At 38.6% G+C, this 23,677-nt stretch carries 19 protein-coding genes and 4 tRNA genes; 15 read left to right on the forward strand and 8 right to left on the reverse strand.

Annotated features, from left to right (window positions below; genetic code table 11):
* The first annotated feature begins 10 nt into the window (after positions 1-10).
* The 3 genes from MJX77_RS07740 to MJX77_RS07750 all read left to right on the forward strand — a co-directional run bounded on the left by MJX77_RS07740 (position 11) and on the right by MJX77_RS07750 (position 3,086).
* Positions 11-1,018 (forward strand): DNA-directed RNA polymerase subunit alpha, encoded by a 1,008-nt coding sequence (locus MJX77_RS07740; RefSeq protein WP_003653641.1) that lies wholly within the window; start codon positions 11-13, stop codon positions 1,016-1,018.
* An 18-nt stretch (positions 1,019-1,036) separates the two neighbouring features.
* Positions 1,037-1,414, forward strand: a complete 378-nt coding sequence (gene rplQ, locus MJX77_RS07745) for a 50S ribosomal protein L17 (RefSeq protein WP_002049717.1) — start codon at positions 1,037-1,039, stop codon at positions 1,412-1,414.
* A gap of 181 nt (positions 1,415-1,595) precedes the next feature.
* On the forward strand, positions 1,596-3,086 hold the full coding sequence (locus tag MJX77_RS07750; RefSeq protein ID WP_252061110.1) for a flavin-containing monooxygenase: 1,491 nt from the start codon (positions 1,596-1,598) through the stop codon (positions 3,084-3,086).
* 51 nt (positions 3,087-3,137) lie between these two features.
* Here the strand turns inward: MJX77_RS07750 and MJX77_RS07755 are convergent, their stop codons facing one another.
* Entirely contained in the window at positions 3,138-4,310 is a 1,173-nt protein-coding gene (locus tag MJX77_RS07755; RefSeq protein ID WP_151823161.1) for an acyl-CoA dehydrogenase family protein, read from the reverse strand.
* 189 nt (positions 4,311-4,499) lie between these two features.
* Here MJX77_RS07755 and MJX77_RS07760 point away from each other — a divergent pair, with 189 nt between their 5' ends.
* From MJX77_RS07760 to MJX77_RS07780, 5 genes are all read left to right on the forward strand, one after another.
* On the forward strand, positions 4,500-4,757 hold the full coding sequence (locus tag MJX77_RS07760; RefSeq protein ID WP_005301304.1) for an FAD assembly factor SdhE: 258 nt from the start codon (positions 4,500-4,502) through the stop codon (positions 4,755-4,757).
* A gap of 6 nt (positions 4,758-4,763) precedes the next feature.
* Positions 4,764-5,153: a hypothetical protein gene (locus MJX77_RS07765; RefSeq protein WP_252061111.1), complete on the forward strand. Its 390-nt coding sequence runs from the start codon at positions 4,764-4,766 to the stop codon at positions 5,151-5,153.
* Positions 5,154-5,922: 769 nt separating this feature from the next.
* Positions 5,923-7,011: a hypothetical protein gene (locus MJX77_RS07770; RefSeq protein WP_013196784.1), complete on the forward strand. Its 1,089-nt coding sequence runs from the start codon at positions 5,923-5,925 to the stop codon at positions 7,009-7,011.
* An 83-nt stretch (positions 7,012-7,094) separates the two neighbouring features.
* Complete coding sequence (gene rrtA / locus MJX77_RS07775) at positions 7,095-7,670, forward strand: rhombosortase (protein WP_004789598.1); 576 nt, start codon at positions 7,095-7,097, stop codon at positions 7,668-7,670.
* 178 nt (positions 7,671-7,848) lie between these two features.
* Entirely contained in the window at positions 7,849-10,044 is a 2,196-nt protein-coding gene (locus MJX77_RS07780) for a TRAP transporter large permease subunit (RefSeq protein WP_252061112.1), read from the forward strand.
* A 164-nt stretch (positions 10,045-10,208) separates the two neighbouring features.
* Here MJX77_RS07780 and MJX77_RS07785 read toward each other — a convergent pair whose 3' ends face one another.
* The 4 genes from MJX77_RS07785 to rnr form a co-directional block, all read right to left on the reverse strand.
* Complete coding sequence (locus MJX77_RS07785) at positions 10,209-10,634, reverse strand: hypothetical protein (protein ID WP_013196786.1); 426 nt, start codon at positions 10,632-10,634, stop codon at positions 10,209-10,211.
* Between the two features lie 11 nt (positions 10,635-10,645).
* The gene (locus tag MJX77_RS07790) at positions 10,646-10,855 is read right to left on the reverse strand and encodes a YheV family putative zinc ribbon protein (protein WP_004639498.1); all 210 of its coding nucleotides are present in this window, start codon (positions 10,853-10,855) and stop codon (positions 10,646-10,648) included.
* 40 nt (positions 10,856-10,895) lie between these two features.
* Positions 10,896-12,950, reverse strand: a complete 2,055-nt coding sequence (locus MJX77_RS07795; protein WP_252061113.1) for a M3 family metallopeptidase — start codon at positions 12,948-12,950, stop codon at positions 10,896-10,898.
* 134 nt (positions 12,951-13,084) lie between these two features.
* The gene (rnr, locus tag MJX77_RS07800) at positions 13,085-15,499 is read right to left on the reverse strand and encodes a ribonuclease R (protein WP_252061115.1); all 2,415 of its coding nucleotides are present in this window, start codon (positions 15,497-15,499) and stop codon (positions 13,085-13,087) included.
* A gap of 261 nt (positions 15,500-15,760) precedes the next feature.
* On the opposite strand from rnr, the gene MJX77_RS07805 reads away from it, so the two are divergent.
* The 4 genes from MJX77_RS07805 to MJX77_RS07820 all read left to right on the forward strand — a co-directional run bounded on the left by MJX77_RS07805 (position 15,761) and on the right by MJX77_RS07820 (position 16,754).
* A tRNA-Ser gene (locus MJX77_RS07805) sits at positions 15,761-15,851 on the forward strand.
* 10 nt (positions 15,852-15,861) lie between these two features.
* Positions 15,862-15,938: transfer RNA gene (locus tag MJX77_RS07810), tRNA-Arg, on the forward strand.
* 39 nt (positions 15,939-15,977) lie between these two features.
* Positions 15,978-16,054 (forward strand) — tRNA-Arg (locus tag MJX77_RS07815).
* Positions 16,055-16,160: 106 nt separating this feature from the next.
* Complete coding sequence (locus MJX77_RS07820) at positions 16,161-16,754, forward strand: HAD-IB family hydrolase (protein ID WP_005301324.1); 594 nt, start codon at positions 16,161-16,163, stop codon at positions 16,752-16,754.
* 70 nt (positions 16,755-16,824) lie between these two features.
* On the opposite strand, the gene MJX77_RS07825 is transcribed toward MJX77_RS07820, so the two are convergent.
* Positions 16,825-19,098: a hypothetical protein gene (locus MJX77_RS07825; protein WP_252061116.1), complete on the reverse strand. Its 2,274-nt coding sequence runs from the start codon at positions 19,096-19,098 to the stop codon at positions 16,825-16,827.
* Between the two features lie 580 nt (positions 19,099-19,678).
* On the opposite strand from MJX77_RS07825, the gene MJX77_RS07830 reads away from it, so the two are divergent.
* Positions 19,679-19,755 (forward strand) — tRNA-Arg (locus MJX77_RS07830).
* A gap of 113 nt (positions 19,756-19,868) precedes the next feature.
* On the opposite strand, the gene MJX77_RS07835 is transcribed toward MJX77_RS07830, so the two are convergent.
* Positions 19,869-20,561 carry a nitroreductase family protein gene (locus tag MJX77_RS07835; protein WP_252061117.1) on the reverse strand — a complete coding sequence of 231 codons (693 nt, stop codon included), beginning with the start codon at positions 20,559-20,561 and terminating at the stop codon, positions 19,869-19,871.
* Positions 20,562-20,784: 223 nt separating this feature from the next.
* Between MJX77_RS07835 and MJX77_RS07840 the strand changes: the two genes are divergently transcribed.
* Complete coding sequence (locus MJX77_RS07840; RefSeq protein ID WP_005301331.1) at positions 20,785-21,282, forward strand: YcxB family protein; 498 nt, start codon at positions 20,785-20,787, stop codon at positions 21,280-21,282.
* Between the two features lie 39 nt (positions 21,283-21,321).
* Positions 21,322-21,963 carry a fumarylacetoacetate hydrolase family protein gene (locus tag MJX77_RS07845; protein WP_111854999.1) on the forward strand — a complete coding sequence of 214 codons (642 nt, stop codon included), beginning with the start codon at positions 21,322-21,324 and terminating at the stop codon, positions 21,961-21,963.
* Between the two features lie 106 nt (positions 21,964-22,069).
* On the opposite strand, the gene MJX77_RS07850 is transcribed toward MJX77_RS07845, so the two are convergent.
* Positions 22,070-23,317, reverse strand: a complete 1,248-nt coding sequence (locus MJX77_RS07850; protein WP_016140126.1) for a YihY family inner membrane protein — start codon at positions 23,315-23,317, stop codon at positions 22,070-22,072.
* Positions 23,318-23,677: the final 360 nt, after the last annotated feature.

Raw genomic sequence — 23,677 nt, forward strand, 5'->3', positions numbered from 1 at the left:
GGTAGCAATAATGACGCGTACTGCAAACGAGTTTCTAACTCCGCAAGCGATCAAGGTCGAAGCGGTTAGCGGGACCTCGGCAAAAGTGATTCTAGAACCTTTAGAGCGTGGTTTTGGCCATACTCTAGGTAATGCTTTACGTCGCATTCTATTGTCTTCTTTACCTGGCGCTGCTGTGGTTGAAGTAGAGATAGAAGGTGTCGAGCACGAGTACAGTACTTTAGAAGGCTTGCAGCAGGACATCGTCGAGCTCTTGCTGAACCTAAAAGGATTGTCTATTAAGCTGTTCGATCAAAATGAAGCATATTTAACATTGGAGAAACAAGGTCCTGGCGAAATTACTGCTGCTGACCTTCGTTTACCTCATAATGTTGAAGTGGTTAACCCAGAACATTTGATCGGTACTTTGAGTGCTTCAGGCTCATTAAAAATGCGCTTGAAGGTTGCTCAAGGTCGTGGTTATGAAACATCTGATTCTCGTTTCCCTGAAGGTGAAACACGTCCTGTTGGTCGTTTGCAATTAGATGCTTCTTATAGCCCGATTAAGCGTGTTTCTTACACCGTTGAAAATGCGCGTGTAGAACAACGTACCGATTTAGATAAACTGGTAATCGACCTCGAGACAAATGGTACGGTTGATCCTGAAGAAGCAATCCGCAAAGCGGCAACAATCTTGCAACAACAAATTGCAATTTTTGTTGATCTTCAGAAAGACCAAACTCCAGTTGCTCAAGAGCCTCGTGAAGAAGTTGACCCAATCTTGCTTCGCCCAGTAGATGATCTAGAGCTTACTGTTCGTTCTGCTAACTGTTTGAAAGCAGAAAATATTTACTACATTGGTGATCTTGTTCAACGTACTGAAGTTGAGTTGTTAAAAACTCCTAACCTTGGTAAAAAATCGTTAACAGAGATCAAAGATGTTTTGGCATCGAAAGGCTTACAACTCGGTATGCGTCTTGAAAACTGGCCACCAGCTAGTCTTCGTATGGACGACCGTTTTGCCTATCGTAGCCGTTAATTAAGTAGGACTATCACCATGCGTCATCGTAATAGTGGTGTGAAATTAGGCCGTACAAGCAGCCATCGTAAAGCGATGTTCCAAAACTTGGCTAATTCTTTATTTGAACACGAGTTGATCAAAACAACTGTTCCTAAAGCTAAAGAATTACGTCGTGTTGCTGAGCCTTTAATCACTCTAGCAAAAAACGATACTGTAGCAAATCGTCGTTTAGCATTTGCTCGTACTCGTAATGCTGCAACTGTAGGTAAATTATTTACCGTACTCGGCCCTCGTTACAAAGAACGTAACGGCGGTTATCTACGTGTTCTTAAAGCGGGCTTCCGTGCTGGTGATGCAGCACCGATGGCTTACGTTGAGCTAGTAGATCGTGAAGTGAATACTTCAGCTGAATAATTGATTTTATTCAAAAAAGACCGGTTTTATACCGGTCTTTTTTATTTTTGATAATTACTAAAATTATAAAAATGTCCTCAAGTGACATAAAAAAACGGATAAACGGTCAAACTTGACATTGTGTATTGTCAAAATTGTGCTTTAATAAACTTATATTCTCAACAATGGGTATAAAAATAAAATGGAAAAGCAAGTTGATATTTTAATCATTGGCGCAGGTATCTCAGGAATTGGAGTTGCTGCCCATTTATCAAAAAATTCTCCACAACGCCAATTTGAAATTTTAGAGCGTCGTGAATCTTTTGGTGGCACATGGGATCTTTTCCGTTATCCAGGTATTCGCTCAGACTCAGATATGTCCACATTTGGTTTTAATTTTAAGCCGTGGTGTAAAGCGAATGTATTAGCTGATGGTGCTTCTATTAAAGGATATCTAGGCGAAGTTATTGATGAATATAAATTAAAAGAAAAAATTCACTTTGGTCATCGTGTACTTTCTGCTAATTATGATTCTGAATCAAAGAAATGGCAGGTTGTAATTGAAGATAGCAAGAAAAAACAAAAGACTTGGATTGCTAATTTTGTTGTAGGGTGTACTGGTTACTATAACTATGATCAAGGATATGCGCCTTCTTTCCCAAATCAAGAAGCATTTAAAGGGCAGCTTATTCACCCGCAGCATTGGCCTGAAAATTTAGATTACACAGGTAAAAAGGTCGTTATTATTGGTAGTGGTGCAACAGCGATTACTTTAGTGCCGGCAATGGCGAAAGGTGGGGCTGGTCATGTAACGATGTTGCAGCGTTCACCAACATATATTGCTAGTGTACCTTCTATCGACTTTATTTATGAAAAAACGCGTAAATTTATGTCTGAAGAAGCGGCTTATAAATTTACCCGTGCACGTAATATTGGTATGCAGCGCGCTATTTATGCATTGTCTCAGAAGCATCCAAAGACTGTACGTCGTTTACTCTTAAAAGCAATTGAAGTGCAGTTAAAGGGTAAAGTTGATATGAAGCATTTTACCCCTTCATACAATCCTTGGGATCAACGTCTATGTGTTGTACCAGATGGTGACTTATTTAAGATTTTGCGTGAAGGTAAAGCGAGTGTAGAAACAGATCAAGTTGAGAAATTTACTGAAAAAGGTATTTTACTTAAATCTGGTAAACATCTTGATGCGGATATTGTGATTTCTGCAACTGGTTTGCAAGTTCAAATTATGGGTGGGGTTCAGGCTACTATTGATGGTAAAGCTCTTAATTCATCTGAACATATGCTTTATAATGGCGTGATGTTGAGTGATGTACCAAATATGGCCATGATCATTGGCTATGTAAATGCATCATGGACGCTTAAGGTTGATATCGCTGCGGAATATATTTGTCGCTTGTTAAACTATATGGACAAAAATAGTTATGATGAAGTAGTTCCATCTGGTGATAAGACTGAAATGGAAGAAGATACTGTAATGGGTAAATTATCTTCAGGTTATATCAGTCGTGCGGCACATGAACTTCCAAAACAAGGTAAGCATGCTCCATGGCAAGTTACTAATAACTATTTAGAAGATAGAAAGTCGCTTAAAAATTCAAAATTTGAAGATGGTGTTCTACATTTTCATAAACGTTCAGAAACGAATGAGCGTAAGCCAAAACTAGTATCTTAATAGATATTAGATAAATAAAAGGGGCGTAATGCCCCTTTTATATTGAATTTATTAAAGCGTTCTAGAGATTAATTCTTTCATAATTTCATTGGTACCTGCATAAATTCGATTTGCTCGGTGATCTATGTAGGCACGCGCAATCGGATATTCAAGCATGTAACCATAACCACCATGTAATTGAAGACATTCATCTACAACTTTTGAGAACATGTCTGAAATTTTATATTTAGCAGCTGCGGCAGCTTCCACACTCAATTTTTCTTCAAGCTGTAATTCCATACAACGATCTAAATAAGTACGGCAGAAATCGATTTCTGTTCTCAGTTCAGCAAGTTTAAAACGCGTATTTTGAAATGCACTAACAGGTTTGCCAAATGCTTTACGGTCTTTTGTATATTGGACAGTATGCGCAAATGCAGCTTCAGCGCCTGCCTGACAAATAATAGCGACTAGCATTCGTTCCCAAGCCAATTCTTTCATGAGCATGATAAAGCCCATGCCTTCCATACCTAAGAGATTTTCTTTAGGAACACGAACGTTATCAAAAAATAATTCGCACGTATCTTGGCCTTTCATTCCAATTTTATTCAGAGGCTTGCCTTTGCTAAAACCAGCTCTGTCTGCCTCAACAATAATAAGTGATAAGTTTGCTGAACCTTTGTCGTTATTACCCGTTTTACAAACAACTACGACCATGTCACATAAGTAGCCATTGGTAATGAAAATTTTAGAACCATTAATGACATAATCATCACCATCAACTACAGCTGTGGTTCTCACTGCTTGTAAATCAGAACCAGTACCAGGCTCAGTCATGGCAATAGCCGTGACCACTTCTCCTGTTGCCATTTTTGGTAACCACTTTTGTTTTTGTTCTTCATTACCAAAGTTATTTACGTAATTGGCAACAATATCTGAATGCAAAGAAAAGCCCGTACTAGAATCCATAGCATAAGCTTGTTCTTCAATTAAGATCATACTGTATAAGCGGTCTACTCCAGACCCACCATATTGCTCTGGCATTGTGGTGCAAAGAAGACCTAATTCTCCAGCCTTATTCCAAAGATCTCGATCAACATGTTGCTGTTTTTCATATTTTTCAATATTGGGAACAACTTCTTTTTCATAGAATTTACGTACTGTCTCGCGGAAAGCTTCATGCTCTTCGTTAAATAGTTTTCTCGGTAACATATTTGGAATAGGACGGATGGCACCAGATTGCATTTGTATTTCTTCCTTGGTTCAGGTGTGATGTTATTTCCTTAAACATACGGAAGCATTTCATGGCGAACAATGTGATGAATGCTCAATTATGAGTACAAGATGATAAATTTGGTCAATTTGATATTTTTAGCGATCTTTGGAATGTGATCAGGTAAACTAGGCGCACTATCAACGCAGATGGGGAAATAAATGTCTGACGAAATGACCTTGGAAGAACGTAAAGTAATTTATCGAGCACGCCGCGGCTTAAAAGAAATTGACGTCTATTTTGACCCTTATGTAAAAAACTATTATCTAACTGCGGATCCGGCAGAGAAGGCCTTATTTGCAGAATTAGTCGAACAAGAAGATCCAGATTTGCTAGATTGGTTCATGGAAGTTTCTGAACCTCCACGCACAGAGTTACGTGAATTTATTTATAAATTAAAACAGTACGTACATGGCTAAACTGTTTTGATAAAAGAATTGAATTTTGAGCTGAAATATAGTCGTTTCTCGATAATATTTCAGCTTTTTATTGGCTTGTGTTTAGTAATCCTACTTTATCAATTGTTACCACCTATGTGGTGGCTATTTAGTCTGATCCTTTTATCTATTGCTTTCCTATTGTTTTTAAAACAATCACGAATTTCTCAAATTGCATATTTAGATCAAAAATCTTGGTCAGTTGTTTATCTTCCTAAAAAAGTGATTCACCGTGTAGAAATTAATAAAATAATTGATTATCAGCTATTTATGGTTGTTTATTTTGAGGGAGCATCTGTGAAAGTAGCCATAATCTGGTTTGATCAACTTCCTTTACAGTATTGGAAAAAGTTAAAAGTCCTACAGAAACTTCATTAATTGTTAGACAATTCTACATTTGTATATTTATTTAAAAATTATAAAAAACAATAATTTAATCTTTATTTTTTTGCTTGCGCTCAGGATTGTCTAATTAAAATATAGAAAAAAGCTAAGGAAATACGATTGTCTGACAATTTCTCCTATGGGTACCTATTTGATCGGTTAAAGTACAAACACCAACGTAAAGTGTGTCGGAGGTCTCAAAATGGAGATGCCAACATGGTCGTTCTTGGTCATTGCCATCATTCTGGCAGTGGTGATAGGAAGAGCAGGAACTTTACTCAGGGAACATCTTAACAGAGTTAATTTTAACAAAGTTAAGAGACAGAGGATGCAAGGTCGTCGATCAGTCAATTATTAAATTGGTTAGTCGATTAATTTCATCAAGTGTCCAGTTTATAACTGGGTGCGATTGTAGTAAGGAGGTCTCTCATGGAGATTTCAATGTGGATGTTTCTGTTAATTGCAGTAGTTATGGCTGTGGTAGTAGGAAGAGCAGGAACTTTACTTAAGGATTATATAGAACAAAAATAATATAAGCCGTTAAAAGCTTATCTCAGTTAATAAGTAGCATGTGCTGAACCGTCGCAATGCTACTTTTTTTTGCCTAAAATTTCTGTTTCCCTGAAAAACTGTCAATTTTATCTGCTGTGAAGTGTGTCAAAGTATAAGCGCTACAATTAGAGTAATTACTCTTTTATTCAAGATATGCATCTGCTAATGTACATCTGAAAAGGAAAAAACAAATTACATAGAGGACAGGAAGATGTCTAAAGTCCAAAAAATAAGCCAAGGTTTGGCGATGAGTTTTCTTGCAGCTTCAGTTTTATCAGGTTGTTCATACGTCGTGAAAACCGGAGCAAATGTTGCTTTAGGTTTTACGGAAAAGCACGTCGTTCCGCCTATTCTGGCAATGCAAGATGCTGAAATGGTTTGTAATACTGGTAGTGCTTTAACACCAGCAATCATGTCTACTAAAGGTATGGGTGCAGATCCAACGCGTGTTGCGGTATTAATGTATGCAGCTTCAGGTGTATGTGCTGAGAATCAAGCATTAGAACAGGAATTACGTTATTTGCGTGCATCAAAAGCAGGGCAAGTAACTGAAGCTCAAGATGCACGTATTGCACAAAAGCGCTGGGCAGCAATTGCTGCTGAGCGTCAATATACAGGCTATAAGTTGTTCGCTGATCGTTGGGAATCTAAATATAAATACCATTTAGGTGATTCTTGTCCAACGATGCGTAGTGATACTGATCAAACAGTTTATTTACTTGGAATGATTAGTGGTCTTCAGGCTGTGACCAATGATATTAACTCTGGTGGCGCAGTCAATGTTCCAAAAGATATCGCCGCTATTGTAGAGCGTGGCATGGTCTGTCTCGATAATGAAAAATTCTGGGGCGCGCCTAACGCAACCCGTGCTGTTATCTGGACTTTATTGCCAGGTGCTGATGAAGGTAAACCTGATCCATACCAAACATTAAAGCAATCAGTGCAAATTGGTGAGCAAAAAGGTGTTCGCTTATCTCATGCGTTATATGCGGTAGCTGCTCAAGCAAGTGGTGATGATGCAAAAATCCGTGATGCATTAAGATCCTATGCTGCCTCTCAAGCTGATGATAAGCCTGTTAATCCGAACTTTAAGTTAATCGATAGTATGGCTGGTCTGATTGTACGCGGTATTTCTGACCGTTACTGGACTGAGCATACAGGTGTGCGTACTGGAGATGATGGTATGTCACATTTCTGGGATGATAAGAACGAAGGTGCAGCAGAGCTAGATGAGTTGTTTGATGGCGGGGCCGCATCTGAAGCTCCTGCGGATTCATCTGCGCCACCAGCAGCACAGTAAACATATTTGAAAGACTAACTTCTTGCGAGTCTATTGTTAAGTTCTACAATAATTGCAAGAAGTTTAATTTCAAGGAGTGTGCCATGAAAGATCATGTACTGAATAATAAAGTGCTTTTGGTCGCAGTGTGCATTTCCATATCTGCATGTCTACAAGTATTTCCTGATACTTTTATTTATTGGCGCGAAAGTTTACTTGGTGAATTCTGGCGTTTATGGACTGCACATTGGGTACACGTAGGGTGGATTCATTTCCTTTTAAACATGATGGCATTCGCCTGTTTACCGTTTATCTTTCCGCACACCAAAGCGTGGCATCTTTTAAGTCTACTTTTACTGTTGCCACCGTTCATTAGCTTGGTCTTCTATTTTTATTTACCTTATATCGAGGCATATGCTGGTTTGTCAGGTGTTTTACATGGGCTATATACAGCAGTTGCTTTAGTTTATTTGCAATATCGTAAAGAACGGAATTTTGCTTTTCTGGTCTTAGGGTTAATTATTGCAAAACTGATATGGGAAAATACTTTTGGACAAACAGGAACTGCCCAGTTAATAGGGAGCCCAGTCTTAACTGAAGCTCATTTATATGGAGCAATTGGTGGAGCAATCTTTGGGGGCTGCTATTGGCTTGCTCAAAGATTAAAAAAGAAATATTGACAATACAAACTGTTAAAAAAGTGATTTTAGTCATTCTTTATTAACAAAGTTTGATGCAAATTTGATCGTTGAATAAAGGGATTGGTAGAAGGGGGAAGGAATTAACCCCTGACCAAGAAAATTGCATGACTCAAGCTCCTGTTTTTCAGGTTTTTGAGAGAACAAAATTGGAATATTTATGCAAGAACATCAGGAAAAAAGATCTGGATTAGGTCTGTTGGGTTATATCTGGAACGAATGGATCTCAACATTCGTCATCCTCATTCTATTATTAATGACACTAATCATTGGTACCGGGGAGATGATCCACGGGCAATTATTACGTATCGGGGAACGTCTTTATGGTGATCCTGCGATAGGCATGCAATATTCATTTTTGCGTGCTGAACCTGAAAAGCCGACTTGTGATCGACATCCAAATATCGATGCTCAAGTAAAAGAACAAATGAAAGCGAATGCATCTGATGATTTTTCGAGTTTCTTTGGTGCCGCATCTGAAAGTGATGTCCGTGCATCCCTTCTCGCAGCGCAGCAACAATGTGACGAGAAATATCAGGCATATGACAAGACAATTAAATATATCGAAGCTAACCCTGGTGTGCGTACTTACCGCGCCATTGAGACTGGTTTCTTTGGTATTTTTAAATTTGGTACAGAAAACCGCGCAATTTTGCTGATTTTTATGGTTCTAATTTCTGCGATTACCGCATCGTTAAAATTTCACCATATTGGCTTACGTAATCCAGCAACAAAAATCGATTACAAAGTCTATTCAATCTTTATGGTGATTGGTAATGCGTTACTCAGTTTCTCTGTAATTAGTCAGTATCGTTCAGTCATTAACTCTGGTGTGACACCTACTTATGAAACAGTAACTATTTACTGGATTTGGATGATTCTATTCGTTGTTCTGACTTTAATTAGTCTTTATCAACTATTTTTTTCACCACCAGCAAAACGTGAAGGCGGTAATATTGGCTTAGCCTTATTAAGTGTACCTTTATATGCTTACATGGCTTTGATTACGGGCATAGTATTCACATTCTTTATGGATTACCCAATGGGGCAAGGGATTTACCTTGGCTTGTTGGTTGAGTTCTCAGGTATTTTCTTAAACCTTGCCTTGTTTATTTGGGCAGGTATGCTTTTAACCCAAACACGTGTTATGGACTTGTTCCTTAATGTGCTTCGTCCATGGAATTTGGCACCAGAAACCTTAACATGGTTAATTCTAATTGCAGCTGCGGTACCGACGGCTTATACAGGCGCGTCAGGTATTTTCGTTATTGCGGCAGGTGCAATTATTTATAAAGAAGTCTGGAATGCGGGTGCTCGCCGTCAATATGCATTGGCTGTATCTGCAATGTCAGGTTCTTTAGGTGTGGTGGTACGTCCATGTCTACTAGTCGTTTTAATTGCGATGCTGGACAGCCGTCATGTAACGTCCGATGAGTTGTTTGGCCATGGTGTTTATGTATTTTGGTTAACAGCATTTATTTTCTTGGGTGTTTCATTACTCTTGGCTGAAGAGAAGTTCCGTGTAAATTCGCCAAAAGTTGCGATCCCGGGCATGATGCGCGCCTTTGTACCTGTAATTCCATACATTTTGATCACTGCTGTTGTTCTTGCTATTTATAAATATGCGTTAGACACAGGAATGAATGAATTTACTGCCCCAGTAATTTTGCCATTAGTTCTGATCGCAATGATTTTGTATGACAAATTGGTCGCTACAAAAGAAACTCCTGCGATCAATATTCATGAGGCGATTGTTCGTGAACATGAACAGAAATCACCATTCCTTCGAGCGCATGATCCGCATAGTTCTCAGTTCCGTCTTAGTTTTGGTGGAGCGCTTCGCTTTGCAACTTCAGAAACTGTAGGCCATATTGGCGCACTAATTATTTTGATGGCATTGTCTGCAAGTGTTGGTGGTTTAATTGAACGTTCTGAAGTGGTTGAATTATTGCCGACTCATTTAGGCAGTATCTATATATCACTGGCATGTATTGCACTGTTACTTGCTATTATTGGTATGTGTACAGATCCATTTGGTGCTGTAATTTTAGTTGCTGCAACCATTGCGCCTGTAGCATACGAAAATGGTATTCATCCAATTCACTTCTGGATGATTGTGTTGGTTGCATTCGAATTTGGTTATGTAACTCCACCAGTTGCCTTGAACCATCTACTCACGCGGTTGTCCGTCGGAGATGATGAAGTGAACGCTGCTGATGCTGAAGCGAAAGAGAAATATACAAGCTTCTACTTCCGCTATGAGCGCTGGTTGCTACCAATTATTGTCTTGTTCTCATCACTAGTATTGGTTACTTATGTGCCATATGTATTTAAGTTATTCGGTTGGTATCATTAACTTAAATTAAAGTATCGGTTATACAAAAAAGCCTTCCTAAATGGAGGGCTTTTTTTATTAAGAGGATTCAATAAATTTAGGAAAAAAGAATGGCTAGAGTTATGAATTAAAATAAAAAAAGCTAAAGTTATCTATCTTTAGCTTTTTTATTTCCCATTGAAAAACTATTGCTGTTTGAGCTGAGCTTCAAGCAATTTAACTTGTTCTTCTTTGAGTTTAGTTAATTGATCAGCATCAGCATGCTGAGCTTTTAAAGTTGCTTCCTGATCTTTTAGCTGGCGATGGATGTCATCGAGTTTAGACACTTCTTCTTTTGCTAAAGACTCTTGAGCTGGTACAGGCTGTTTGAGTACATCTTCATTCACAAGCTGTTGTGAACTTGCAGCTTCTGCTACAGGTTCTGAACTTGATGATGGATCCGTGGTTTTAGCAGGAGCGGGTGTCGAAACAGGTTGAGGATCAACCATTGGTGCGGATGACTCGGTTTTTTTGAAAAACCATTGTGCAGCTAAAAAAAGCACTACAAGAATGCTTAAGCCCCCAATTAAAATCCACAATAGTTTTGAGTTTTGTTTTCTTTGTAGTGGCATCTCTAAGACCTTTAGTCAGGACGACGAGGCTTGAACTGTATTACTCCAACTTCATCAGGTACAGCGGGTGCTTCAGGCTCATCAATATGAGTCGGACGATTTTCACTATAACCGCATTCGATACATTCAATCCATTCGTCTTCAGCGGTGGTTAGCATGACAATCCGATCTGTTGCTTCACATTTTGGACATTTAGCCCCAGCAATGAAACGTTTTTTCATCTTTATCACCCTAACCACACGATCAATTTAGGCCCATAGTTTAAGCGGTTTTACTGTCATTCGTCCAACCTTGATGACGTAACAGTGCATCAATTTTAGGTTCACGGCCACGGAAACTCACAAATGCTTCAAGTGCAGTATCTTTACCACCCACTGCTAAAATTGCCTGACGGAATTCTTTACCAGTTTGAGTGTTGAAAATACCTTCGTGTTCAAAACGGTCAAATGCATCACTCGCTAAAACTTCTGCCCATTTGTAAGAGTAATAACCCGCCGCATAACCACCAGCAAAAATATGACTGAAGCTATGCTGGAAGCGGTTGTAGTCCACAGCTGGAACTACTGCGTACTGCTTACGAATATCATCTAAGGTCTGCTGAATTTGCTCACTATTCAAAGCAGGTGTTTTAGTGTGAATAGTCAAATCAAACAATGCAAATTCAAGCTGACGTAAAGTTTGCATACCAGACTGGAAGAATCGCGCATTTAATAAAGCATCGAGTAATTCTTGTGGCAAAGTTTGTTTGCTATCGATGTGTTCACTTAATACATCTAGGCTTTCTTTATCCCAAGACCAGAATTCCATGAACTGGCTTGGTAGCTCTACTGCATCCCAAGCAACACCATGAGTTCCTGCAACTGAAATATTATCTACTTCGGTTAGCATGTGATGTAAACCATGTCCAAACTCATGGAATAACGTGATTACTTCATCATGGGTGAGTAAAGCAGGTTGATCACCTACTGGAGGCGTGAAGTTACACACCATGTAGCAAATTGGTTTTTGTAAACCATGAACAGTTTGCATGCGTGAGCGGAAACCATTCATCCATGCACCGCCACGTTTACCCGTACGTGCATAGATGTCAAAGAAGAAACCACCAATCACTTGGCCTTGGTCTTCTAATTCAAAATAACGTGCATCTGGATGCCAGACTGGTGCTTGTCTTTCGATGATGCTAATACCATATAAGCGCTGCACGATCTGGAATAAACCCTGAATGACTTTAGGTGCAGGAAAATAAGGTTTTAGTGCTTCTTGCGATAAGTTGAATTGTTGCTGTTTGAGCTTTTCAGAATAATAAGTACTATCCCAAGGTTTAAGTTCGTCAACACCATCTTGCTTGGCAATCTCTTGAAGTTCAGCAACTTCTTGAAGAGCAGGGGCACGAGCATGCTCAGCGAGATCAACTAAAAAGTCATGTACCGTTTTTACATCTGGTGCCATTTTGCTTGCAAGAGAATATTCAGCGTAGTTATTGAAACCAAGTAGCTTCGCCATTTCCTGACGAAGACTTAAAATTTCTTCCATAATTTTGCTGTTATCAAACTCAGTTTGCTCAGACTGATCAGATGCGCGAGTAACATAGGCTCTGTAAAGCTCTTCACGCAAAGCGCGGTCATCTGCATAAGTCATGATTGCAAAATAAGCTGGGAAATCTAGAGTTGCTACAGCTTGATCGAGTTCACGTTGTTTACCGTATTGTTTTAATAACTCAACATTACTTTCAGGAAGACCTTTTAGCTCAGTTTCTGTAAGCGGTTTAAAGTATGCTTGTGTTGCATCAAGTACATGGTTAGAAAAATCAGAAGAAAGCTGTGAAAGGCGAGCAGAAATATCTGCATAGCGTTTTTTTTCTTCACCCTCTAAAGCCACACCAGAAAGTTTAAAATCACGTAAAGCGAGTCGAATAGCACTTTGTTGGGCTGGACTAAGAGAGGTATAACCCTGACCATCATGGATATGCTGATAAGTTTGATAGAGCGCCGTGTGTTGACCAAGTTGAGTGTAATATTCACTCAAGGTCGGTAATAACGATTGATAGACTTCTCTGGTTTCAGCATTGTTCATTACCGCATTTAAATGTGATAAAACACCCCATGATTCACTGAGGTTATTTTCAAGTGTATCGACTTGTTCAAGTACGGCAAGTTGTTGAGCGGTATCGGTAGGTACAGCGGTAAGTGTATTTAAAAATTCTTGGCCTGCTTGAATCGCTTGTTGGATGTCTTGTTTTAAATTTTCTAATTTAATTTCATCAAAACGCGGGGTTGGTAAGGTCGCTTGCTGTAAAGTCATTGCTGTTAGCCACATTATTTTTTAAACATGTTATTAGATGTAGGTCCTCTCAAGCCAGAAATCAAGTTTAATGTGCAAAATAAGCTTTCTAAAAAGAAATAAGTCCCAAATCGGGACTTATTTCTAGGCTAGCAACATCTAGTGCTTAATTATTCAGCTTTTGATTTTGCATTGGCCTTTTTCTTTTTAGGCTTAGACTTTTTCTTTACTTTTTCTGGTTTACTTTCGGCTTTTGCAGAAGGTTTTTTACTAGACTTTTTAGTATAAGAACTCGCCTTGGCTTTTTCTTTCTTTTTATGAACAGGTCTTTCACCATCACTACTTGTTGGTTTACTGAAAACTTCTTCAGTTGCCTGTGAAGATGTTTTAGTTGTGCGTGGAGCTCGGCTACGAACGACTCTTCCTGCATGCGTGATTTGCTGAAGAAGCTGGAAGTCAATTTTACGTTCTTCAAGATTTACGCCAGCAACCTGAATTTTAACTTCATCGCCTAAACCAAAGATTTGACCACGATTTTGACCTACCAGATTTTGGCTCGCTTGGTCATAAATAAAGAAGTCATCGCCGAGTTGGCTAATATGAATCATGCCATCGACATATAGATCTTTAAGCGTAATGAATAAACCAAATTCGGTTACTGCACTTACGATACCAATAAACTCGTCACCCAAATGCTGTTGCATGTAGTGACACTTCAACCAAGTTGTTACGCTACGAGAAGCTTCATCTGCACGGCGTTCAGTTTGAGAAAAATGTTCACCAGCATCATCTAGCGCAGCCCCAGAGAGAGGATAAGGCTTTTGTTTCAAGTGTGCCTTAATAGCACGGTGTAACAATAAATCTGGGTAACGACGGATTGGCGAAGTGAAATGGGTATAAGCTTCATAAGCCAAACCATAGTGTCCCGCATTTTTTGCGCCATAATAAGCTTGCATCATTGAGCGTAATAAAACGGCATGAATACTTGGTGCATCAATACGGTCTTTGGTCGCTTCAATAACTTTTTGATAGTCTGCTTGAGTTGGTTGGTCAGGGAAGGGTAGACCAAGCAATTTCACAAAGTCTTTTACCTTCTGAATACGTGAAAACTCAGGAGCTTCATGCACACGATATAACATTGGAACATCATGTTCTAATGCATATTCAGCTGCAGCAACGTTAGCAAGCAACATACATTCTTCAATGAGCTTATGTGCTTCATTACGTGTACGTGGCAAAATTTCTTTAATCCCGCCCAGCTCATCAAAAGTCATGTACGTTTCAATGGTTTCAAATTCCATTGCATGGCGATCAGCACGCAAGTTTTTCAAAATTTGATAAAGCTGGAAAAGTGTATTTAAAGATTTATGAACATCACGATCTTTTGGAATCGCATCTGTTGCGCCTTCAAAGTATTGCGCTACCTGTGTATAGGTCAAACGTGCTTTTGAATGCATAACCGACGGATAAAAATCGTAACCAGTTACACGGCCTGAACGAGAGAGCTTAAGGTCACAGACCATACATAAGCGGTCTACGTGAGGGTTCAGAGAACACAAGCCATTTGACAAAGCCTCTGGTAGCATTGGTAATACAAAGTGTGGGAAATATACCGAAGTGCCTCGTTCTTCTGCTTCTTCGTTGAGGGCTGAGTCTAAGCGTACATAATGGCTGACATCGGCAATTGCGACGACAACGCGGTAACCACCACCCGGACGTTTTTCTGCATAAACTGCATCGTCAAAATCTCGAGCGTCTTCACCATCAATTGTAACTAATGCCAAATCTCTTAAATCAATACGACCTTCACGGTCTTGAGCAGATGGCTCTTTAAAACTTTCTGCTTCTTTTAATACCTGATCTGGAAATTCATATGGCAAACCAAATTCAAGAATGGTTTGTGGAATGATAATTTCTGTATCAGCTTTGTCTGCCATAGACTGAATAATATGTGCTGTTGAAAACTCTTCACGGGTCGGATAGCTATCAATTGCAACACGCAGCATATCGCCAACATTCGCCCCAGCATGTTTTACGAGTTCTTTTTCTAAAGGAATAGGCTGATGCTGATTAGGATTGTTGGGTTGAATAAAATATTCACCCTCATGAACTGACAATTTACCAATTAATTGTTTAACACGATGCTGTAAAACTTCTGTGATAAAACCCCAAGGTTTACCTTTACGGTCTACTGAAGTCTGGCGCACTCTAACTCGGTCACCATTAAATACTAAACGTAATTCACGTTCAGGAAGTAAAAGATCGGTTTGACCATCAATATGTGCTGTACCTAAACCTTTACTATTAATATAAACAGTTGCTTCATATGTTGGTTGATCTGCCACCAACTGAAATTTAAAACCGTCTTTCATGATTTGACCATCACGAACCATAGCACTTAAACGATGACTTAATGCTTCGATACTTTTTTGGTCATGAATATTAAAATGATCGACAAGCTCTGCATGAGATTGTGGTGTTTGCAACTGTTCCAACGTATCTAAAATCAGAGTACGGCTTGGAATAGGATTGTCATAACGTTCAGCTTCAGCTTTCGCTTCAGGGTCAGCCCAGTTTTTTGTCATGTCGTTTTGTTTCACGCTTGGCAGATAAGTTTAGCATAAGCCATGCAGACCCGAACTGCACGTTCAGGTTTGCAATAATGTGTTATGCACTACAGTATTTTGATGAAGAAATAATATCTATCTTAACAAGCGTTTGATCGAAAAAGACGAAAATAATGAGGAAATTGCTTAAAAAATAATTCATTGAACTAAAAAACAAGAAAATTTCAGTATGATGACTTGAACAATGTGGTTTTAGTTTGTATTATGGCGGCTCGTTCCGGTGAGGTGGATGAGTGGCTGAAATCACTTCCCTGCTAAGGAAGCATACCTATTACTGGTATCGAGGGTTCGAATCCCTCTCTCACCGCCATTTACTTAATGCGCTCATAGCTCAGCTGGATAGAGCACTTGGCTACGAACTAAGGGGTCGGGAGTTCGAATCTCTCTGAGCGCACCAAGTAAAACAGAACGAATCGCTGAAAGGCACACAAGTTACGCGCTCATAGCTCAGCTGGATAGAGCACTTGGCTACGAACTAAGGGGTCGGGAGTTCGAATCTCTCTGAGCGCACCAACTTGAAAAATTAACCGCTTTTATAGCGGTTTTTTTGTGCTTATTTTTTAGTAATTTTAATAAATCTAAATTTATAACTTTTTAATTATATTAGAGATAATCATAAATGAACCTAGCTTTATTTGATTTTGATGGCACCATCACTCATAACGACACATTCAGCTTGTTTCTTAAATTTTCTTTAGACAGAAAAACACAACTCGTCGGTGGTATTCGGCTTGCACCCTATATAGCTGGCTATAAACTTGGTTGGGTAACGGATAAAACCATTCGAACTAAGCTCTGCCAAGTAGGATATGTGGGGTATGACGCGAATTCCCTAAAAGATATGGGGCAAGAGTTTGCTAAAAAGGTACTTCCTACATGTGTTCGTGAAAATGCTTTGGAGCGTATTCTCTGGCATAAACAACAAGGTGATCAGATTGTTGTTGTATCAGCATCATTAGGCGTTTATTTAGAAAGTTGGTGTCATTCTTTAGGTTTAGATGTTATATGCAACCAACTTGAAACACATAATGGCATTTTAACAGGCCATTTTATTGATGGTGATTGTGGTTATTTGGAAAAAGTAAATAGAATAAAAAATAAATATGATTTAAGCCAATACCCGACTATATATGCTTATGGTGATACTCCTAATGATTATGCAATGTTGGAATTAGCACATAAAAAGTATTATAGATGGCAAGAGATTGATTAGTATTAAATTAATATTTGAAACTATATTAAATCAGAAAGCCACTTATAAAAGTGGCTTTCTTTTAATGATATTAAACAGTATGGAAAGAATTATCTAAGAAGTTATCAGTAAGTAATGACTGAGGTACGATAGTATGCGTTGTATTTGTTACGCTAGTTACTGTAGACGTTACTCCACCGAGTAGGCTGCCACTTGTTAATCCACCAAGTAAATTAGAAATGACATCTAAGCCACCTTGACCAGTCACCCCACCAGTTAAGCTACCCACGATATCCGTTACGATACCAATAGGGTTTTCTGTACCACTAGTAACGCCGCCAGTTAAACCGCCTAGAAGGTCAGTCACTACACCGAGTGGACTATCGCCGCTAACACTACCAGTTAAACCTCCAAGAAGATCAGTTACTACGCCAAGAGGGCTATCACCACCAGTAACTCCACCAATAGTGCCTGTTACACCGCCAAGGATTTCTGTTAATAAACCAGTTGCAGTAGAGCCATTAGTAATAAGTGTACCGATAATGCCCGTCGCTGATTCAGTTGCACCTTGAATATCACCACCGACTAAGTCAGATACAACTTCAAGAGCACCATTTACTGTGTCGCGAGAAGTTTCGAAAGTTAGTGTGCCGAGGTCAGCAATTTCAGAAACAGGATGTTCAGTTTGTGGAAGAATGCCAATGATTGTGTCGGCAACAGTGTCGATACCTGTATTAATAATTTCAGTTTTTAGGCTTTCAACGCCTTGAAGAATATCGATACCGCCTTGAACTACGTCGATTACTGGAGAGATTGGAGATGTACCGCCACCAATACCACCTGTTACGCCGCCGATGATGTCGGTTACAACTTCAAGAGGATTACCACCAACACCGCCTGTTACACTGCCGATGATGTCAGTCACAACTTCAAGCGGGTTACCGCCAACGCCACCAGTTACACCGCCGATGATGTCGGTTACGACTTCAAGTGGGTTCCCACTAACACCACCTGTTACGCCGCCGATGATGTCGGTTACAACTTCAAGAGGATTACCGCCAACACCGCCTGTGACGCCACCAACTACATCTGTAACACTTCCTACAACACCAGTGATAATACCAGCAGCAGTTGTACCATTATTGATAAGTGTACCCAGAATACCAGTTGCTGATTCAGTTGCACCTTGGATATCTCCACCAACTAAATCAGAAACAACTTCAAGAGCACCATTTACTGTGTCGCGAGAAGTTTCGAAAGTTAATGTGCCGAGGTCAGCAATTTCAGAAACAGGATGTTCAGTTTGTGGAAGGATGCCAATGATTGTGTCGGCAACAGTGTCGATACCTGTATTAATAATTTCAGTTTTTAGGCTTTCAACGCCTTGAAGAATATCGATACCACCTTGAACTACGTCAATCACTGGAGAAATTGGAGATGCGCCGCCACCGATACCGCCCGTTACGCCGCCGATGATGTCGGTTACAACTTCAAGTGGGTTACCACCAACGCCACCTGTTACACCGCCGATGATGTCAGTCACAACTTCAAGAGGGTTACCACCAACGCCGCCTGTTACACCACCGATGATGTCCGTCACCACTTCAAGCGGATTACCACCAACGCCACCAGTTACACCGCCCACTACATCGGTAACACTTCCAACTACACCAGTGACAATACCTGTAGCAGTTGTACCATTGTTGATAAGTGTTTCAACAATTCCAGTTGCTGACGCAGTTGCGCCCGAGATATCTCCACCTACTAAATCAGAAACAACTTCAAGAGCACCGTTTACCGTGTCGCGAGAAGTTTCAAAAGTTAAGGTGCCAAGGTCTGCAATTTCAGAAACAGGATGTTCAGTTTGTGGGAGTACTCCAATGATTGTTCCAGCAACAGTTTCAATGCCAGTGTTGATAATTTCAGTTTTTAGGCTTTCGACACCCTGAAGAATATCAATACCACCTTGAACGACATCAATGACTGGGGAAATTGGTGATGTTCCGCCGGTCACACCACCTGTTACGCCACCGATAACACCAGTGACTACTTCAAGAGGATTGCCACCAGATACGCCTCCAATCAAGCCACCAGTTACACCACCCACAACATTGGTTACTGTTTCTAATGGATTTGTAGAACCGACAGTACCGGTTACAGTGCCAACCACATCAGAAACTAAGCCTGTTGCAGTATGCGTAACCGTATTAGTTACTGTAGAAATAACATTTGAAAGTAAGCCTGATGTTGAAACGTTTGCATCAACAGAAGAACCCGTGTTTACAGTGGTATTTACCGATACAACATTACCCAAGTCTTGAGTAACTTTTGAGATCGAAGATACGAGATTTTTTAGTAAAAACATGTTGGTCTATTTCCTATATAATTATGTATTTTTAAGTAAGTATTATTTATTGCGCTATATAATTAATGAGATGTATATCTCAATAATTGGAATTTAGTATTGGTTAGATATCAAAAGCTGTCAATGTGTATTTTTAGTCACATTTTTTAATATTAAATAATATTTAAAGAAATAATAATTCATTTAATTTAGACGTAAAAATAATAATGGTTTTTATATAATATTTTTTTAATTAATTATATTTTTTCTTATATTTCCACTTATTTGAAGCAGTATATTAGATAAATTTTACTTGGCTCTATAATGTTAGGGCTTAACTAGAAATATATTATTTCTATAATGTTGAGTGAAATAGTCGACTTTAGCTTTTAGATATGTGGCGAAATACGTCAAAAAGCCTATAAAACTTATTTGAAAAAAAATATTTCAAATACATCTTAGGTAAGAAAGTCTTCAATAATTTTAGCTACTATTTTATGTAAAAGAGAGGTGTGGCTAAGAACTAGACGGTTGATGACAGAAAGATGAAAAAAGGCTTCCTAACCCTTAAAAAATGCGTATAATGCGCAACATCAAGTACGCGCTCATAGCTCAGCTGGATAGAGCACTTGGCTACGAACTAAGGGGTCGGGAGTTCGAATCTCTCTGAGCGCACCACTTGAAGAATTAACCGCTATATATAGCGGTTTTTTTGTGCCTATTTTTTGTCATTTCTATTAAAAGCCGGTGCTCGTGGCAACCAGCTTTGAAAAGAATTAAAAAGTAGAAAATTAGCCAAATGTTTTAAAACGATTTTCATCTTCAATAAAAGCTTTTTCTCCGGCTTCGCCTTCGATGGAACCAAATACCAATTGAGCTCTTAATTTCCAATGAGCGGGGACATTAAACGCAGCATTAATTTTCTCATCAATGATCGGATTATAGTGTTGTAACGAAGCACCAATACCTTGTTCAGTTAGTACGTTCCATACTGCAAATTGTGCAATTGCTGTTGAGTGCTCAGACCAGATTGGAAAATTATCTGCATATGCTTCAAATTGCTCTTGTAGACCTTTAATCACATGTTGGTCTTCAAAAAATAAAACTGTACCTGCACCTGCCGCAAAACTTTGAATTTTCTGTTCAGTTCCAGTTAGGGCTTCTGCTGGAATAATCATTTTTAATACATCTAAAACAATATTCCAGAAATTTTGGTGGGACTGATCAAATAAAATCACAACGCGAGAAGACTGAGAGTTAAATGCAGATGGACTATGTTTTACAGCCTCTTGAATTAATTTTTCAATTTCAGTTGGGGACTGTTTTAAGTTCTTTCCTATTGAATAAATTGAACGACGTTTTTTAATTAATTCTAAAAAGCTTGGTTCATTTGAAAGATTCGTCTCTTGAGTGGTGTGCGTAACCACATCTTTTGAGACTGTTGCTTTTTGATTTAAGCCAAATAATTTTGCAAAAAAAGACATGAGACATTCCACTAAGAAGGTGATGCTCTTATTGTAGAAATTTTAAAAAGTGAAATAAGCTCAAAAAATATGAATCTACGTTCCATATATGCAACGAAAAATATTTTGCAACTGAACTATAACTGCTTCTTTTAAACAAAACAAAAAATAGCCTTTGATTCGTTTTAAAGCTGAAATGAATATGCTCTAATAGTTTCGATTTATTGAGTATTGATGCATTGCAATGACTGAGCAAAAAACAGCTTTATCTTTACGTTACTATTTGAATTTAGAAGAATCACAAGATGGATTTTCGTTAGTAACATTTGGGAAAAAACAATTTACCCGTTTTCTAACACCTGCGATTAGTATTGCAATTATTATTTGGGGGCTTTATTTAGGCTTCTCTGGGGTTGGTCGATATTATGTCGGATTAGGTTTGTTTTTTCTGGTGATGCAAGGGCTGATGCGTTATTGGCTTTTACCGATGCTATTTAAACGTCAATTTGTTCGTTACCAGTTTGGAAAGAGTGAGCAGGGAATCGACCTTTATCAAGATTATTTTGAGCTTTATTCCAGTGAACGTAAGCAAGTAGTGCAATATGCGGATGTGCAAACCTTTGCTAAAGGTAAGCTGACGTACATGCTTGAGTTAAAAAACAAAACTGTAATTATTGTGCCAAAGCGAGCATTTGCACAGGTTTCAGATCAAACGATATTTGAAAATACATTTAAGAAATAAATTATTGGAATTATTAGCCGCAACAACAAAGGAAGCCTCATGAATACACGTCCTTCAAAAATCGTTTGCGTAGGCAGAAGCTATGCTGATCATGTCAAAGAATTAAATAATGCTATGCCTGACAAGCCGATATTATTTATTAAACCACCTAGTAGTTTGATTGGTTTAAATGACGGTATTTCCTGGAATCCAGCTTGGGGCAGTTGTCATTTTGAGTGTGAATTAGTTTTACGCATTGACCAGCCTTTAAAAGGTGAAACAGATCCTGCAAAAGCATTAAAAGCGATTGGTGCGGTGACATTAGGTCTCGATTTAACAATGCGTGATTTACAGAATGATCTGAAAAGTAAAGGTCACCCATGGGAACGTGCAAAAGCTTTTGATGGTGCTTGTGTATTAGCTGACTGGGTAGATTTGAGCGAAATTACCGATTGGCAAGAAACTAAATTCACTTTCCATATTAATGATGAGTTACGTCAAGATGGCAATACGGCATTATTAATGTTTACGATTGGTGATCTATTAGCTGATATTAATCAGGTCTTTTCACTAGAACCGGGTGATGTAATTATGACAGGTTCACCTGCTGGTGTTGGGCCATTACACTCGGGTGATCAGTTAAAAATGACATTAAAAGGTGCAACGCAAGATTTTGTATGGAAAACTTTTGTGAAAGCATAATCCACTCTTAAATTTGCCAATTTTTAACCCTATTATTTTTTCAATAATAGGGTTTTTTATTGTCTAGAAGTGGAAGATATTTATATTAATAAATCGCCTTATTTTTCTATTTCTCTTCAAAAACTGTTGAAAGAGGAATAGAAAGTTTTGCAGCTAAATAATCATTAGACTCAATGAGTGCTGGTCCAATTTTTTCCATCCATTCATCGTCATCATGCACATTTTGGACATCTTGACGTAAAGGCAATGGATACGGAAGGGCTGTGAAAAAACTCCAGAAATCAACTTGGGATAAATTACGCGCTAGAACATATTCATCTTTATCAGTACGTTTAACTAAATTTTGTTCTTCTAGTAAAAGCACATAAGCAGGCCAGCGACCAATTTCTCCACGGCCTAAAATTTCTAAAGCTTCTTTATCACTTACACTTTCACCCAGCTTTTGCTTTTTATAAAACAGCTCAAGAATATCTAATAACATTAGAACAGGGTGTCGTTTTTGCTCTTTACCTGAGTGAAAAGCAGTTAAAGCAAAACTAACTTCTACGCCCAGTAAAATAATATTCCATGAAAGAAAGATCCATAACAGGAAAATAGGTACTGCTGCAAATGCGCCGTAGATCAGTTCATAGCTGGTGAAATTTGACATTACGAAGCTGAATAGGTTTTTGAGTATTTCAAAAAGTACAGCACTTAAGCAAGCCGCTATACCGGCTGCATAAACTGGAACTGTTCGGTTCGGAATAGTCCAATACAAAATAAAAAAGCCAACAATGGTCAATAAAAAAGAAATCAACCAGAGTATGAATGATCCATCAAGTTGATATCCTGCAAAATTATTGCTGAGAATATTCATGGAAGCGACAGTCGAGGAAATGACGAATGCACTTCCTAAGATAATCGGACCTAAAGAGATGATGGTCCAGTAACGCATGAACCCCATAATGCCACTACGAGTTTCTTTTACGCGCCAAATGCGATTAAAGACGGTTTCAATTGAGGTCAGCATTAAAACGGTAGTGACGAATAAAAATAGCACACCAATAACGGTCAGGTTGCTCGATTTCTCTGTGAAAGCATTTAGAGCTTTATCAAATGCAATAGTGCTCTTGGGTAAAAAATTACTATAGATTAAATGTTGGAGCTGTTGTCTTGCAGGTTCTAACGCTTTAATTGAAGAGATAATAACTAAAAAAACCGTTAACATCGGTACAACTGCGAATAGTGTTGTATAGGTGAGGGAACCAGCTTGTTCACGGCACCGATCAGCTTCAAAACGTTTAAATACATATAAAACGAACTGAAACCAGGTTTTATTATAAAAAGGAAGCTTACTTAAAAAACGTTGTAACATGCGTTGTCTATCCCGATTTTTTTAATCATCATGTTGGGCGATTAATAGCTTATCAAAGTATGAGCTGAAGAACTCAAATCGTAGATTAAAGCAAAATAATAACTTATAGAATTAAAGTCGTTCTGTAAGTTTACTATGCGCTATAGAAAAAATTGTAGCCATAATCTTTTCAGAAAAGTTGGCTTTCTGTTGTGTGATTATAAGATTCATCAAAATTTGGTGAACCTTTTACTCAACGAATTTGAGAAATTTGCTCGTGTTGCCTTTAACGCTAAACAATCAATCACCTCTAGAATTTCATAAAATTGGTTTCGCCAAAAAAATAAAAAATACCGTATAGTGTTCTTTTTAACAAAATTT

This window comes from Acinetobacter sp. AHP123, assembly GCF_023757925.1.
GTDB classification, from domain to species: Bacteria; Pseudomonadota; Gammaproteobacteria; order Pseudomonadales; family Moraxellaceae; genus Acinetobacter; species Acinetobacter oleivorans.